The sequence below is a fragment of the Desulfitibacter alkalitolerans DSM 16504 genome (assembly GCF_000620305.1).
GTDB classification, from domain to species: Bacteria; Bacillota; DSM-16504; order Desulfitibacterales; family Desulfitibacteraceae; genus Desulfitibacter; species Desulfitibacter alkalitolerans.
Genome location: NZ_KK211100.1, coordinates 906428 through 921759 on the forward strand (window position 1 = coordinate 906428; position 15332 = coordinate 921759).

Here is a 15332-nt window from a genome sequence, read left to right on the forward strand (position 1 = left end):
AATTACAGTGATTCAGGCCGCAGGGTAAGGGTATTTTATGCAGCACCACTATAATATATACAATAGCATAGTTTTTTTATCATAAGAACTGAATTTTTTGTGAAGATTTATAAAGTAGCTTCTGCAGGCAATCTCATGGTGCCAGTCCAAATCTAGTAATGTGGGCCTGGACTTCCACATTTATAGGAATGTTTGGGAAGGTCTCCTCCCAGTCTAGTCCTTCATAAATCCTAGGCATACGTTTTTTCATGGCCATGTCAAATCCTAAATAGTCCACGCCAAAGTCCCTTTGGGCCTTGTAAACTGCCTCTTCTATTTGGTTTTTTATGATCTGGGAAAATAGAATCTCTAACTTTCTAATATTCTCAGGATTAGAAAGATGCAGGTGCTTCCCCTGGCGTTGGACCATTGTTCCATCAGTTTTTAGTCTTACATTAAAGCTTATGTCTCCCTTTTCAGCGTGGGGAATAATACTTATAGACCTTCTGTCCACAGAATAGGTATAGGTGCCTCCTTCCATATTACCATCAACATTGGCAGCAGCACGTCCAGTAATCCAATTTGCAGCCCTGGTTTCGCTGCTGCTAAGCCATCCCGCAAGCTTCCAATTATTAAATACTGCTCCCCCATGTTTAATTGCAGCGTTTCCTTCTTCGGATACAATAGCTCTGGGCACAAAACCTCTTCCTTCCCTTCTTCTCAGATCCTCCACAAAATTAAAGAAGGGATTGCTCCTCACAAGGGAAAAATCCAACTCCACTTGTGCCATGGCAACAAGTTCTGCAGATGCATACGGCTCTAATAAAGGTTTGATGTATAACATATCCCTGGCTTGTCCATCCTGTACAAATAATAGTTGAATACGCATTTGGGTTTCCGGATGCCTATTAAAAAAATCAACAATATCCAAAAAGCTTTGTCGTGCAAGCTCCTCTCCAACAAGAACCAGCCTTAAGTGAGCCCAGGTTAACGGCCTGGCTATTCTTGCCTGAAGCTGTTCAAAAGCCATATTAATACTATCGGCTTCTATTGTTTGAACAATTGCAGCAGGTTCATGTTCCTGGCTAATGCCTTGATTTCGGGCCTTTAAGGCAAAGGGCCTTACTATTTCAAATGTAACCTTATATTTAAGACTATTGCCTGCTTCACCAGCATCTAAGCCAATGGCTGTGATAAAGGCCCTATCAGTGATGTCCTGTACGTCCCAGCAGCCTATTCCCATTGATATTATGGATAATATCAACATGACTGTAATAACAAATCTAATCATTTACCTTTCACCTTCCTTACCTCGTACTATTGCTATAATTAAAGTGCTTATTGGAATTACAGCTATAAACAATATAGTCAACCAGCTAAAGTATTCACGTATTACCATTGTCCATGCCTGATTAGGAATTAAATAGCTGGCAGCAATAGCAGAAGCAGTAACCAGGAAAATTACTAATTTTTTATTGGAAATACCAAAGATTTCCATGATCCCATGGGATAATAAATAAATGAACAAGCAAATAGTTGTGAAAATAGCAATTAACCATGGTAATGTCAGGAATAACTCGAATCTTTCTACAGGAAATCCCGGAAGATGAATAATACTTACGGTGGCAAGTCCAGGCCACACAGTGGTTTTTACATTTTCAACTCCTAAAGTTCCAACTGCTGCACCAGCACTTGTAAAGGCAAAGATACTCAAAACCCCTATTCCCAGGAATGCAGGTTTTACAGCGTTTTGAGGTTTAAACAAAAAGGGAGCCAAAAAAAGTATAACTTCAACTCCTTGAAAAAGACCTAAATAAAAAAGTGCCCCTTTGAAAATTGGTACATAACCGTTACTAAACACCGGAAGAAAATTATCAAAACTTATTTCTTTTAAGCTTAATCCAACCACTATAAACAATAACACTGCCATAAAGGGAAACATTAATTGAAAAAACTTCACTAGTGCAGTAAATCCATAGGCAGCCAGCCACAAGGCTCCAATTCCTATTAGCATCATGGGAATTAATAGTGGTGTTTCAGGCAGGAATAATAACCTGTTTGCCAGACTAAAATCGTTAAAAAGCACAGCTAAGAAAACAAACCAGTAAAGAAGATAGCTCACAGATATGATAAAAGCCAGGGGCTTTCCCCACACCCTTTTACTGTACTGAAATAGATCCTCCCTGGGAAATCTGCCGGTTAATTTAACTAATAAATAAATGACCATTAGTAAAGCAAAGGTGCCCAGCAGCACAGACAACCATACGTCCTGGCCGGCTAATTCAACCAAACCCCTGGCAAAGGAAAATAGCTCAAATTCAAAAACTGCCAGTATAATCACTATAGTTAGCAGCCTAACATCAAGCTTGTCCAAGGACTTTCCCTTTAACTGCTGTTCATTCATTTTCTTCACCCTTTTCCTTACCCCTATTGACCCCTGGTAATGGCTTATAGGTTTCATTTTGAGGCATGTCTACACTGTTTTTGCGATAAATAGTATGTCCCCATCCACTAGCTTCCAGGGGTGCCAAGGGAGCCATATATGGGATGCCAAAGGACTTTAGTGTTGCCAGATGAATTGCAATATAGAAAAAGGCAACTGCAAAACCAAACATTCCAAACATTGTAGTCATGATCATTGTGAAAAACTGGATAATTCGCACAGAAGTTCGTAAGTCATAATTTGGAATTGCAAAGGAAGTAATAATTGTAAGTGTAACAATGATGACTATTGCGGGCCCAAAAATATTAGCAAACAGACCGGCAGCTACCAGGACAATTCCTGAAAAAATTGCTATGGCATTTCCAACTGGAGTTGGTATCCTGATTAAGATTAATCTTACAGCTTCTACAACACCCATCATAACAAAAGCTTCAAAATATACAGGAAAGGGCGTACCCTCTGCACCTGCTGCTATTAAAAATGCCAGGGTAGTTGGCAGCATTTCTGGATTAAAGGATGTTAGTGCTATATAAAAGCCTGGCAGTGAGGCAGATAAAACAAACATAATATACCTGGCTATCCGAAAAAATGTGGCTGCTGCAAACCACCTTGTATAAGCATCTTCTGTAGTATCCATAAGGTCAAAGAACGTGGCAGGTGCCAATAGAACCTCCGGACAGTCCTCCAGGAGAATAACTATACGTCCTTGAAATAATGCACCTTCTGCAATATCCGGTCTGGTGGATACCTCCACCTGGGGAAAGGGGCTTATATTTGAATTTTCTATATTGCGCTCCAGGTAGCTGATATCCAGAAGAGTTATAGCTTTAATGCTATTGATTCTTTCCTTCACTTCAGAAAGAATTTGCGGATTTACCAGATCTTTGAGATATGCTATTACCACTTTCTTCCTGCCCCTGGTACCTACAGTTAACTGTTCAAAGATTAGCTGGTCGTCAGGTATTCGATCCGCTATTAAAGACATGTTTATTATTTATTTTGAAAAATTCAAACATGAAAATTTACCACCTTTGTAAAGAATTAATGCTTTGTTTTGACCTGTTAACCAATGTCAGGGCTTGTTTGACACCGAGGGGCCACTGCGAGGAGGTGCACTATTTAGTATTCTTATTAGATTAAGCATAAACTGACAAATCTATACATGAGGAAATACTTCACGGGGGAAATGAAAAGGAGATGATTATTATTCTAATCATCCCCTAACGGTATCTAAACAATATTAGAAATTAAATCTTTTTCCTGTCGGCAATAAGCTTGCCGGCTACAGCAACGTTTTCAGGAGCATTCTCCTTGAAAACCACTACAATGTCCGATGGCTGCAAATTAGTTGCCCTGCAAATAGTATCGGTAATTTCCCTGGCAGCTATACGCTTATTCTCTATGGACAAGGCTGGGCCGTCGTAGGTAATGGTTGGCATTTGATCACCTCATTTCACTAATAAAATAAAGCCTCTTCATTAAAAACCCCTGCCTATCTATATTATAGTGCAATTATTTTTGCCCGTCCTGCATGGCCATATAAAGCTTCTCAGGTGTTATTGGCAGATTTGTAATCCTTACTCCAACTGCATTGTACACAGCATGCACAATTGCTGGTGCTGGTGTATTTGTTACAACCTCTCCAATGGATTTTGCACCGAAGGGCCCTGAGGGTTCATAGCTTTCCTCAAAAATTACCCGGATCTCCCCTATATCCTTACGGCTGGGAATTTTGTAATGCATGAAGGAATCTGTTGTCATTCTTCCCTTATTATCATATCTTACATCCTCATAAAGGGTCATACCTATACCCTGTACAAGGCCGCCCTCTGCCTGAATCCTTGCAAGATTAGGATTCATGATCTTTCCACAGTCAATAACAGCCACATAGTCTATCAGGTCCACCTTTCCAGTATCTTTGTCTACCTCAACCTCTGCAAATCCCGCTATAAAAGGTGGTGGAGAAATTGGGCTGCCGTGGCTGCCGTAACCAATTAACTGACGGGTATTAGCACTAAGGGCCAGAGCCATTTCCTGGGCTATACTTTTTATACTAATTGTATGTTCTCCAGTTAAGGATGAAATATTAACGCCATCAAAAACTACTTCATCAGGAGCAAGGCCCATAAGCCTTGCCCCCCACTCCATAATCAGCTTTTTCAAATCCTCTGCAGCCTTTACTACTGCCATGCCAGTCACATAGGTTGTGCTTGAAGCATATGAACCGGGATCGTATGGGGATACGTCAGTATCAGCTGCATTGACAATTATATTTTCCATGGATGTCTCAAGCACCTCAGCTGCCATCTGGGTTAATATGGTATCACTTCCCGTCCCCATGTCAGTAGAGCCAATGAGCAGGGTATAGTTTCCATCATCATTTAACCTTATTTCAGCTGCGGCAGTGTCAATAAACGCAATGCCGGAGCCCTGCATGGTAACTGCCATGCCAATTCCCCTGACCTTGTTATTATCCAGTTCCCTTCTTGGGTATTTTTCATTCCAGCCTATGAGTTCTTTACCCTTTTCTATGCATTTGTGCAGGGTAGAGCTGCCCAGGGCGTTTTCAATATAGATTAGAGAGGTTTCCCCTTCTCTAATTAGATTTTTCATCCTGATCTCAGTTGGGTCCATCTTTAGCGTGTCTGCCAGCTTGTTAACAGCAGTTTCCAGGGCAAAGGTGCCCTGGGTTGCACCGTAACCCCTAAAGGCCCCTCCAGGCATTTTATTTGTATATACCACATTTCCCATGAATCTGACAGCTTTTGTCTTGTTGTAAAGGGGTAAGGTTTTTTCACCTACAACACTAAAGGTGGTGCTGGCATGCTCACCATATGCCCCTGTATCCGATAACCCTTCAATATCTACAACTTTAATGAAGCCCTCTTTATCTGCCCCAAGCCTTACCTTTAATCTCATGGCATGGCGGCTTGTTGTGCAGGTAAAGGTTTCTTTTCTGTCATAGATAATCTTTGCTGGTTTTCCTGTAGTCAGGGTCACAATTGCTGTAAAGACTTCCACTATTCCTGTCTGCTTGCCGCCAAATCCCCCACCTATTCTTGGCTTGATGACCCTTATTCTGCTTGCAGGGATATTTAATGCCCTGGCCAACTGTCGCCTGACATGAAAGGGAATCTGGGTTGAGCTTACTACTACAAGTCTTCCTGTATGGTCAAGATAGCTAAAGGCACGGTAGGTTTCCATCATAGCATGGCATTGGGCTTGAGTATAGCAGGTTTCCTCAACTACCACGTCACATTTTTGTATTTCTTCCTCAACACTGCCCACCTCAACCTTCTGGGAGGAAACAACATTCCTCTTGAGGTCCATGCCAATGTCAAAATTACAATGAAGATCCTCCTCAGGATGAACAACTGATGGATTGCCCTGGGCTTTTTCAAAGTCTAAAACAGGCTCAAAAATCTGGTAATCAACCTCAATTAATCCCATGGCCTTTTCTGCAGTTTCCTCGTCTACTGCTGCTATAATTGCTACCTCGTCACCTACATATCTTACTATTTCGTCCAATATTAATCTGTCATAAGGCGACGGTTCGGGATAGGATTGCCCTGCCTTGGTAAATCTAACCTTGGGTACATCCTTGTGGGTAAGTACACACTCCACTCCCTTTAACTCCCTGGCTTTTGAAGCGTCTATTGACTTTATCCTGGCAAAAGCATGGGGACTTCGCAGGATTTTTACAACCAAAGCACCTTGTACTGCTAAATCCTCTGTATAAACAGGTTTGCCAGTAGCAATGGCTATTCCATCTATTTTGGGTATGGCCTTACCTATATACTTCATATTATGCCACCCCCATATACTTTTTTATTGCCCTGAGCTGGCCCACGTAGCCTGTACATCTGCATAAATTGCCGGTTAAATAGTGTTTTATTTCTTCCTCTGTGGGATTTTTCAGTTCTTTTTTCATGGCCAGTACAGTCATGATAAAACCCGGGCTGCAAAAACCGCATTGATCTGCACCTTCTGCCACAAGGACCCTGGCAAATTCATTGGCCTGCATTTCAACACCTTCCATGGTGGTAATTTCCCTTCCCGCTGCCTTAACAGACAAAATTGCACAGGATAGAACCGGTTTATCATCAAGCCATACTGTACAGAGTCCGCAGCATGTGGTATCACAGCCCCTGCGCACACTTTTAACCCCATTGTTTCTAAGGGTATCAGCCAGGCATTCACCTATTTTTGTTTCCAAAGACACGTTTTTACCGTTAAGAACAACATCTATGAGCATGCTAAAACCTCCCTTATGGCCCGTTTGACCAGCACCCTGCACATTTCCTGTCGGTAGCTGGCACTGCCCCTGGTATTGGTTCCAAAGGCTACTTCCCGGGCAGCTAGCTGTGCCACTTGCTCAATATTAAAATCTCCTTGAGGATTTACCTCAGGTTTTGAAACGGCATTTAAGTTAGCAGCTACGCTTGACCAGGCAGATAATTCCCTGGAAGCCTGCTGCGCAATGACTGCCCTTTGTGGTCTGGCTCCCACAGCAATTGTCCAGTGGTTGTTATATTTGGAAACTGCAGCGTTTAAAATAGCAAAGTCACTGGCTGACTTCCTCAAATCCTGATAGGAGGCCCGTCTCTCGTCTTTTTTTATAAATATTCTGGTCAAAATATCCCTGTTGTTATTGGGCATGTCCAAAAACTCTGTTAATGACATTCTTCCTGCCTTATGCAGCTCCACCTCAGTCTCTAAAACTGATAAGGCAGTTATTAGATTAGAAAATCCATATTTAGAATAGACTGAAGCACCCACTGTAACTATATTTCTCAACTGCACCCCGATAATACTTTCTACTGCTCTAGCAAGTATATTATTAAAATTATCTGCCAGCAAGGCACTGGTTTCCAGCTCTCTAAAGGTTGTCTGGGCTCCAATTTCTATATATTCACCCTGTGCCTTAAGGTAATTTAGATCGAGCAAGGATAAGTCTACTGCTGTTTCTATTTTCCTTGAGCCAAGTCTTAAAAAAGCACATCCCCCTAGAATTGCATTGTTTTGCCGTTTTACTAGAATGCTATATGCCTCCTCAATTGTTTTTGGCTGTACAAACTCTTGTATGGAAAGCATTTTTAGTTGCCCCTCCCTGAATTAAAAGTTAACTTACTAACAAGGCTTAAGATGTCTCAACCATCTACTAGGCATCCCTCACCACGAAAGAGGCATGCCCATAGGATAATAAACCCCAGGTAGGTGGTTTCCACTTGAACAAAGTGAGTAAACCAGCACCCCCGGGGTCCCTGTCTCTTAATACACTTTTGATCATAGTCAGACTATTTACGGTAGTCTGGTAGAAACTTGCAGACCATATTACTGCGTTTATATGAACTATATTATAAAATTGTACCATGTATATCTTACAATACGTTTCGAGAAAAGGTCAATGGTATTATCGAACGTTCCACGATCCAATCAGATGAATGTTCGATTTTAATTTGAAGATGCAGCACGAAACTCAGCAAGCATCAGGTCAACCATCCTTCCATAGCTGTTCACTCCATCTGTTTGCCTGTTGGCCATAAGATAGGTATTGTTTATGTTGGTGGATATCTGATCAACAGGCCCTTCGTAACGAGCCCAATAATTTTTCCAGTCCTCAAAATCTCGGTTAACCCCTTCACTATACTTCAGTCTTATCTCTTTCCATGCCTCCGAATCAGATTTGCGCAGCTCTCTCATTACATAAGTCAATGCTAAAACAACTCCCGAATATTGAAAATCAGGATCTGGATGTAATATACAGGTTAAGTAAGCTATATAATTTGCTTCATCTTCTCTAGCAAAACCCCTCTGGTGAGCCATCTCATGGGTGGTTGTAGATGGAAGCATAAAATGAGGCATGTGGATATTGACATTGGCTTCAGCAGTAAAGGGGAAGAATACACCACCAATACCAGTATAAGACCAATAGGGAGACAGCATTACCCCCTTAGGCCTGCCATAGCGCCCTGCTAATTCCGGATAAATTTCCCCGGCTCTCTCATATCCTATATGGGCTCGATTAAGCATATCTTTAATCCCATTGGAAAGGATCATAACTCCCTGTTGGTCCTCATCTACCTTTGCTCTGAGTTCATTAGCCCTATGGGTCAAATGCAGGGCAAGCTCTGCCAGCTCATCTACAGAGGCAGATTCTACAGGCAGACCAGATATGTCGGCAAAGGTTGCGCGGCTGTAATTTAAGCCCCATATGAGGTTAAAAGCTAGATATACGGCAAATAATACAAGGCCTATTCTAATAAACCTTCCAGGCACAGCTTTTATAAAAATCCTGGGCTGTCTAAAGAGTACTATAAATACCTTCACTAATTTATAAACTATATACATGGCAAGAGCTACAACAACCAATTCAGCCAGGGAAAAGGGAATTAATCCTGTTAACAGACTATACGGCCGTACCAGCCAATAATATATTCCAGTTGAATAAAGGGCTTCTATAACCTTAGGAAATTGTGGCGCAAAAAGGGACAGGATTGTTCCACAAAACAAAAAAACATAAATTAGCAGCCTAATTTGTGCAACTTTCATAGCGGCAGTACTCCTATTGTCATAATTCCTTACAGGTGAATTATAACACATTACAGGTGACTCAACTAATCTTTGATTCACTTAACTCAAGGCTTGAGTAGTTTTTAAGTTTACTTAGAAGTAAAGGGCTTTATGTTCCATATTTCCCTTGCATATTCATTAATTGTTCTGTCACTAGAAAACCTTCCTGAATGAGCTATGTTTACTAAACACATTTGAGTCCACTTTTGTTTGTTTTTGTATAGCTTATCAATTCTGTTCTGGGCATCCACATAGGGAGCAAAATCCTTTAACACAAAAAATTCGTCATTGTTGTGGAGTAAAGAATTATATATAGTGGTAAATTCCCCCTGGGGGGCAGGGAGAAAATCACTTACAAATTGTTCTAAAATATTTTTAATTCTTTCGTCACTATTATAAATCTCCCAGGAATTATAACCACCATGGTGATAAAAGGTTAAAACCTCTCTGTCAGTCAAACCAAAAGTAACAATATTTTCACTGCCTACAGCATCTAATATCTCTATATTTGCTCCATCTAATGTACCTATAGTGACTGCTCCATTCATCATAAACTTCATATTGCCTGTACCAGACGCTTCTTTGCTTGCTGTGGATATTTGCTCACTTACATCAGCTCCTGGTATGATAGCTTCTGCTAAAGAAACCCTGTAATTTTCCAAAAAGATTACTTTGAGCTTATCTTTGAGCCTTTTATCATCGTTGATTTTAAGGGCAATGGAATTAATTAGCTTGATAATGTTTTTTGCATAATGGTAGCTGGGAGAAGCCTTGGCACCAAAAATAAATACCCTTGGCACTATATCCAAATCAGGATTTTCAATGAGCCTGTTATATAAGTGCATTATATGGAGAGCATTTAGAAGCTGTCTTTTATAGGCATGGAGTCTTTTTATCTGAATATCAAAAATGGCATCACAATCCACATTAACTAAGTTATTTTGTTTTATTATTTCTGCCAGCTTTATTTTGTTATTTCTTTTAATTTCCTCTAATCTGGCTAAAATACTACTATCTGACCTGTATTTCAAAAAATCAATTAACCCTTCAGGCTCTTTAATCCATTGGGTGCCAATGCATTCAATAATAAGATCCGATAATGCAGGGTTAGCCTTTAACAGCCACCTTCTATGGGTAATTCCATTAGTTTTATTATTAAATTTATATGGATAAAATTCATAGAAGTTTTTTAACTCATATTTTTTCAATATATCAGTGTGTATTTTGGCAACACCGTTAACACTGTAGCTGCCGATTATTGCAAGATGGGCCATTTTAACATATCCATCAGCAATTATGGCCATTTCCCTGATTTTTTGCCAGTCCCCAGTATATTTGTTCCAAAGCTGGCCGCAAAAACGCTCATTTATTTCATTAACGATCATGTATATTCTTGGCAAAAGTGACTTGAAAATATCCACCGGCCATTTTTCTAGCGCTTCAGCCAGGATAGTATGATTAGTATAAGAGATGGTTTCAGTGGTTATTGACCAGGCCTCATTCCAGCCCATTCCTTCTTCATCTATGAGGATTCTCATGAGTTCAGGTATAGCCAGGGCAGGATGAGTATCATTAATGTGGATGGCTACTTTTTTATGGAGATAGGCTAGAGATCTGGATTTTTTCTTGTAAGTCCTGATAATACTTTGCAGGCCGGCAGACACCAGAAAATATTCCTGCTTTAACCGCAGCACCCTGCCCTCGTGGTGACTGTCATCAGGATATAAAAGCTGAGATATTGCTTCCACAGACCGCTTGTATTCAATGACCCTTAAATAATCGCCGTGGGTAAAAGATGGAAAGTCAAAGTCATTATCAGCAATTTCAGCATTCCATAAACGCAGTGTGTTTACAGTCTTGTTGTCATAGCCAATAATGGGCACATCATATGGTACAGCCAGAACAGGTTCATAATCTTCATGGTGAAATACCATTTTACCTTCTACTACTTCCATGCGGACGTTGCCGCCAAATCTCACCTCAACTGCCTTGTCTGCCCTTCTAATTTCCCAGACATTTTCCTCTCTTAACCAGTTTTCAGGCAGCTCAACCTGGTAGCCATTAATTATTTTTTGCTCAAAATGTCCATATTTAAACCTGATACCACATCCATGGCCGGGATAATTTAAAGAAGCCAATGAATCCATGAAACAAGCAGCCAACCTGCCCAGGCCGCCGTTACCCAACCCTGCGTCTGGTTCAAGACTTTCTACTTCTTCTAGATTTATTCCCAGGTCCTTAAAGCCTTCCTGGCAAACCTCCCTAATGCCAAGGTTTACCAGATACTGTCCCATGAGTCTACCCAGTAAAAATTCCATGGAAAAATAATAAACCTGTCTTGCTTCTTTTTCTTTATAATCCAGATTTGTCTGGGCCCAATTCTTGCTGGTATAATCCATAATTAGTTTTCCAAAGGCAAGATAAATATCCATGGGTGAGGCCTCTTGTAAGGTTTTTCCCCTGATGCTGGCAAGCTTATTTAAGAAGGCCTCCTTAAAAACTTGTTTGTTAGTAAACACTATTGTACCCCCTAGTTAAGATTTATATATCCTTTATATCTCCCCTCCAAGCAGCTTGGTATATAGGTTTACATATTGTAAAGCCGAACTATTCCAGCTGTTATCACATTCCATTGCATTTTTTCTTATTTTTGTCCATTCAGGCTTATTTTGGAAGTATGAAATGGCCCGTCTGATAGTATATAACATATCGAGGGCATTTATATTCGCAAAAGTAAATCCATTACCATGTGTATTCAATTCGTCGTAAGAAGTTACTGTATCTTTTAAGCCACCAGTTTCTCTGACAATGGGAATAGTGCCGTAGCGGAGGGCTATTAACTGGCCTATGCCGCAAGGTTCAAATATGGATGGCATTAAAAAGAAATCAGAGCCTGCATAAATTCTACGGGCTAATTTTTCATCAAACATGAAATTGGCAGAAACTTTATCAGGATATTCACTGGCCGCCTTTTTAAACAGATCTTCATATTCCTTTAGTCCAGTTCCCAGAACAATTAACTGGATATCTTCATTTAAAATATCATCCAGAACATGACTTATAAGGTCCAAACCCTTTTGAGGCACCAGCCTGGATATTATTGCCATGATTGGCACACAATTTGTTACAGGAAGTCCCAGCAGTTTCTGGAGTTTTAATTTATTAATTCTTTTATTGCTGATAGACCTGCTGGAATAGGTCTTGAAAATGTGCTGGTCACTTTCTGGATTATATTCGTCATAGTCTATTCCATTGATAATTCCGTACAAGTCATTGCTTCTTTTTCTTAATAGTCCATCTAACCCATGTCCATAATAAGGTGTTTGAATTTCCTCGGCATAACTCTTACTGACAGTAGTTAATATATTAGAGTGAACCAGTGCACCCTTCATAAAATTTACATTTCCATAAAATTCAAGCTCATTAACGTTAAAATGACTATAATCTATTCCAAACAGGTCAAGAATATCCCTGGGAAATATGCCTTGATAATGCAGGTTATGGATTGTAAAGACTGTTTTTATGCTGCTGTGGAAATCACTATTTTTATATTGAATGTGGAGCAAAGTATTGACCAGGGCTCCATGCCAGTCATGGCTGTGAATTATCTCAGGTTTAAAATCTAAGTAGGGAAGACTATCTATTACAGCCCTGCAGAAAAAACCAAACCTTTCACCATCATCCCAGTAGCCATAAAGCTCTGGCCTCTTAAAGTACTGTTCATTATCTATAAAATAAAATACTATGCCTTTATATGTTAGTGTCTCAATTCCACAATATTGGCTCTGCCAACCTATGGGTACGGTGAATCTTTTTACTACTTTCATTTTCTTTTTAATGGTGTCATGTATTTCACCATATTTTGGCATGATAACCCGTACATCAATACCATGATTTTTAAGTTCACGTGGTAATGAACCTATCACATCTGCAAGTCCTCCGGTTTTTATAAAGGGAGTAGCTTCAGAAGCAACAAAAAGTACTTTCATTTTTAAATCACCTTCTTTTTTAGATTACAAATTTTTTACCAATGAAAATGGGATGCCTGAGGTCACCCTTGAGTACTTTACTTCTAGATATGGTAACATCCTTGTCCAATATAACATTTTCAATATAAGCATTTTCTTCAACCTTGCTTTTTGAAATAACAATACTGTTTCTTACTACAGCATTTTGATGTATGTCAACACCCCTGAAGATAATACTATTTTCAACAACTCCCTGGATTAAACACCCACTTGCTATTAACGAATTTTTTACCATGGCCGTCTTATGATATTCAGTGGAGGGAGAGTTTTTTACCTTGGTATAAATAGGCCTTGAACTATTAAATAATTCATACCATACCCCAGGCTCAAGCAATTCCATGCTATACTTGAAGTAACTCTCCATGGTGGTTATTCTAGCTAAAAACCCTTCATGGTGAAAACCAAAAATTTTAAGCTTATCAATATTTTTAATAAGACCGTCTTTAAGAAGATCAGCTCCGCCCCTGGCGCAGCACGTGTTAATAATATCTAAAAGCAGGGATTTTTTCATAATTGCCATGTCCATGAAAACATTGTCAAACCGCGGCTGCAAAGGACAGTATTCAATATCTACAACTCTTTGATTCTCATTAATATCCAGAAGGGTCAAATGATAAAAGTCATCTGTGTAAAGGCCGTCTTTTTTATAGACTAGTACCACATCGGCATCCTGCTCTTTGTAAAAGTCAAATACCCTTCTAAAATCAATATTGCAAATCATATTACTGTTTGCTATTACCACATAGTCATGGGGACTATTGTTTATGTAGTCAATATGAGCTTGAAATATTTCCAGGTCTCCCCTTAAGGGAATGCGAGGTTGATTAATTGCCTCAGTTGGCAAGATAAATAACCCGTTGTTTAGCCTGTGGAGATCCCACCATTTGCCGGAACGAAGATGGTCCACAAGGGAACGTGATTTTTCATGGGTAAAGACTCCCACATTGCTAATCCCTGAATTAACCATGTTTGATAAAATAAAGTCTATCAGCCGATACCTGCTGCCAAAGGGAATTGAACTAACACCACGATGAGCTGTTATTTCCCTTAAATACTTTTCACTTTCAGTAAGCTTTAAAATTCCCATAACATTTTTCATAATGCTCCATCTCCTAAGCAGTACTTTTTTTAATCATGGTATCATTTTTGATAATCATTTGCTCTTCAATTACAATAATCTTGCTATCATTTTCCATTGAAGTCTCTTTAGACTGTTTATCGTCAAAAAATCCAATGATGCTATTATCTTCAATAATTGTTTCTTCTCCAATAATTGCCTTGTTAATCCTTACATTTGCACCAATTTTAACATGAGGCATGATTATTGAATCTTTTACATAAGAGTTTGGTCCAATATGGACACCAGTAAAAATCACTGAATGCTCCACATGTCCCCAGATTGCACATCCATCATTTACAAGGGCCATGGTTATTTTAGCGTCTGGACCAACAAGATGGGGAGGATGGGATCCATTTGCCGAATAAATCTTCCACTTTACATCCCGCAGATTAAGCAGGGATTCTTCAGATATCAATTCCATGTTTGCTTCCCAGAGGCTTTCAATGGTACCTACATCTTTCCAGTAACCGCTAAAGGGATAAGCAAAGATGTTAACTCCCCCAGAGAGCATCATTGGTATTACATCCTTGCCAAAGTCATTTGATGAGTTAGGATTATTCTCATCTTTTTCAAGATATTCTTTTAACAGCTTCCAGTCAAAAATATAGATACCCATGGATGCCAGATTGCTTTTTGGTTGTTCTGGCTTTTCCTCAAATTCAGTAATCTTGTAATTCACGTCTGTATTCATGATTCCAAATCTACTGGCTTCATTCCAGGGTACTTCTTTAACAGCAATAGTTGCCTGGGATTGATGCTTTTTATGGAATTCCAGCATTAATGAATAGTCCATTTTATAAATGTGATCTCCTGAAAGAATTAGAACAAATTCAGGATCATATGAATCTATAAAATTAATATTTTGATAGATGGCATTAGCTGTACCAGAATACCATTCCCTGGTCCTCTCCTTGGCAAAAGGTGGTAAAAGAGTTACTCCGCCAATGTTTCTGTCTAGATCCCAGGAGCTGCCTATTCCTATATAAGAATTCAAGATTAAAGGCTGATACTGGGTCAGCACTCCAACAGTATCTATCCCAGAGTTGCTGCAATTGCTTAAAGTAAAATCAATTATTCTATATTTTCCGCCAAAGGGAACTGCTGGTTTAGCTATGTTTTTTGTAAGGACTCCCAGCCTGCTTCCCTGCCCACCGGCCAGTATCATGGCAACACATTCTTTTTTCCTCAT

12 protein-coding genes and 1 riboswitch are annotated in these 15332 nt (G+C 39.7%); all 12 genes read right to left on the reverse strand.

Features of this window, described 5'->3' with window-relative positions:
- Positions 1–133: 133 nt before the first annotated feature.
- Positions 134–1270 carry a Ger(x)C family spore germination protein gene (locus tag K364_RS0110190; protein ID WP_028307942.1) on the reverse strand — a complete coding sequence of 379 codons (1137 nt, stop codon included), beginning with the start codon at positions 1268–1270 and terminating at the stop codon, positions 134–136.
- A complete protein-coding gene (locus tag K364_RS0110195; protein ID WP_028307943.1) occupies positions 1271–2383 on the reverse strand; it encodes a GerAB/ArcD/ProY family transporter in 1113 nt (370 codons plus the stop codon).
- Positions 2376–3407, reverse strand: coding sequence for a spore germination protein (locus K364_RS23595; RefSeq protein ID WP_084295700.1), 1032 nt, complete (start codon positions 3405–3407; stop codon positions 2376–2378). The genes K364_RS0110195 and K364_RS23595 overlap by 8 nt, the downstream gene beginning before the upstream one ends.
- 262 nt (positions 3408–3669) lie before the next feature.
- Positions 3670–3861, reverse strand: a complete 192-nt coding sequence (locus K364_RS0110205; protein WP_028307944.1) for a tautomerase family protein — start codon at positions 3859–3861, stop codon at positions 3670–3672.
- 73 nt (positions 3862–3934) lie between these two features.
- The gene (locus K364_RS0110210; protein WP_028307945.1) at positions 3935–6226 is read right to left on the reverse strand and encodes a xanthine dehydrogenase family protein molybdopterin-binding subunit; all 2292 of its coding nucleotides are present in this window, start codon (positions 6224–6226) and stop codon (positions 3935–3937) included.
- Between the two features lies 1 nt (position 6227).
- On the reverse strand, positions 6228–6677 hold the full coding sequence (locus K364_RS0110215; RefSeq protein ID WP_028307946.1) for a (2Fe-2S)-binding protein: 450 nt from the start codon (positions 6675–6677) through the stop codon (positions 6228–6230).
- Positions 6668–7516 carry an FAD binding domain-containing protein gene (locus K364_RS0110220; RefSeq protein WP_028307947.1) on the reverse strand — a complete coding sequence of 283 codons (849 nt, stop codon included), beginning with the start codon at positions 7514–7516 and terminating at the stop codon, positions 6668–6670. The genes K364_RS0110215 and K364_RS0110220 overlap by 10 nt, the downstream gene beginning before the upstream one ends.
- Before the next feature lie 175 nt (positions 7517–7691).
- Positions 7692–7793: riboswitch (purine riboswitch) on the reverse strand.
- 83 nt (positions 7794–7876) lie between these two features.
- Positions 7877–8974, reverse strand: coding sequence for a DUF3810 domain-containing protein (locus K364_RS0110225; RefSeq protein ID WP_028307948.1), 1098 nt, complete (start codon positions 8972–8974; stop codon positions 7877–7879).
- Between the two features lie 110 nt (positions 8975–9084).
- Positions 9085–11514 carry a glycogen/starch/alpha-glucan phosphorylase gene (locus K364_RS0110230; protein WP_028307949.1) on the reverse strand — a complete coding sequence of 810 codons (2430 nt, stop codon included), beginning with the start codon at positions 11512–11514 and terminating at the stop codon, positions 9085–9087.
- Between the two features lie 33 nt (positions 11515–11547).
- On the reverse strand, positions 11548–12984 hold the full coding sequence (glgA, locus tag K364_RS0110235) for a glycogen synthase GlgA (RefSeq protein WP_028307950.1): 1437 nt from the start codon (positions 12982–12984) through the stop codon (positions 11548–11550).
- 19 nt (positions 12985–13003) lie between these two features.
- Positions 13004–14122: a glucose-1-phosphate adenylyltransferase subunit GlgD gene (gene glgD, locus K364_RS0110240; protein ID WP_028307951.1), complete on the reverse strand. Its 1119-nt coding sequence runs from the start codon at positions 14120–14122 to the stop codon at positions 13004–13006.
- Between the two features lie 13 nt (positions 14123–14135).
- On the reverse strand, positions 14136–15332 hold the full coding sequence (locus K364_RS0110245; RefSeq protein ID WP_028307952.1) for a glucose-1-phosphate adenylyltransferase: 1197 nt from the start codon (positions 15330–15332) through the stop codon (positions 14136–14138).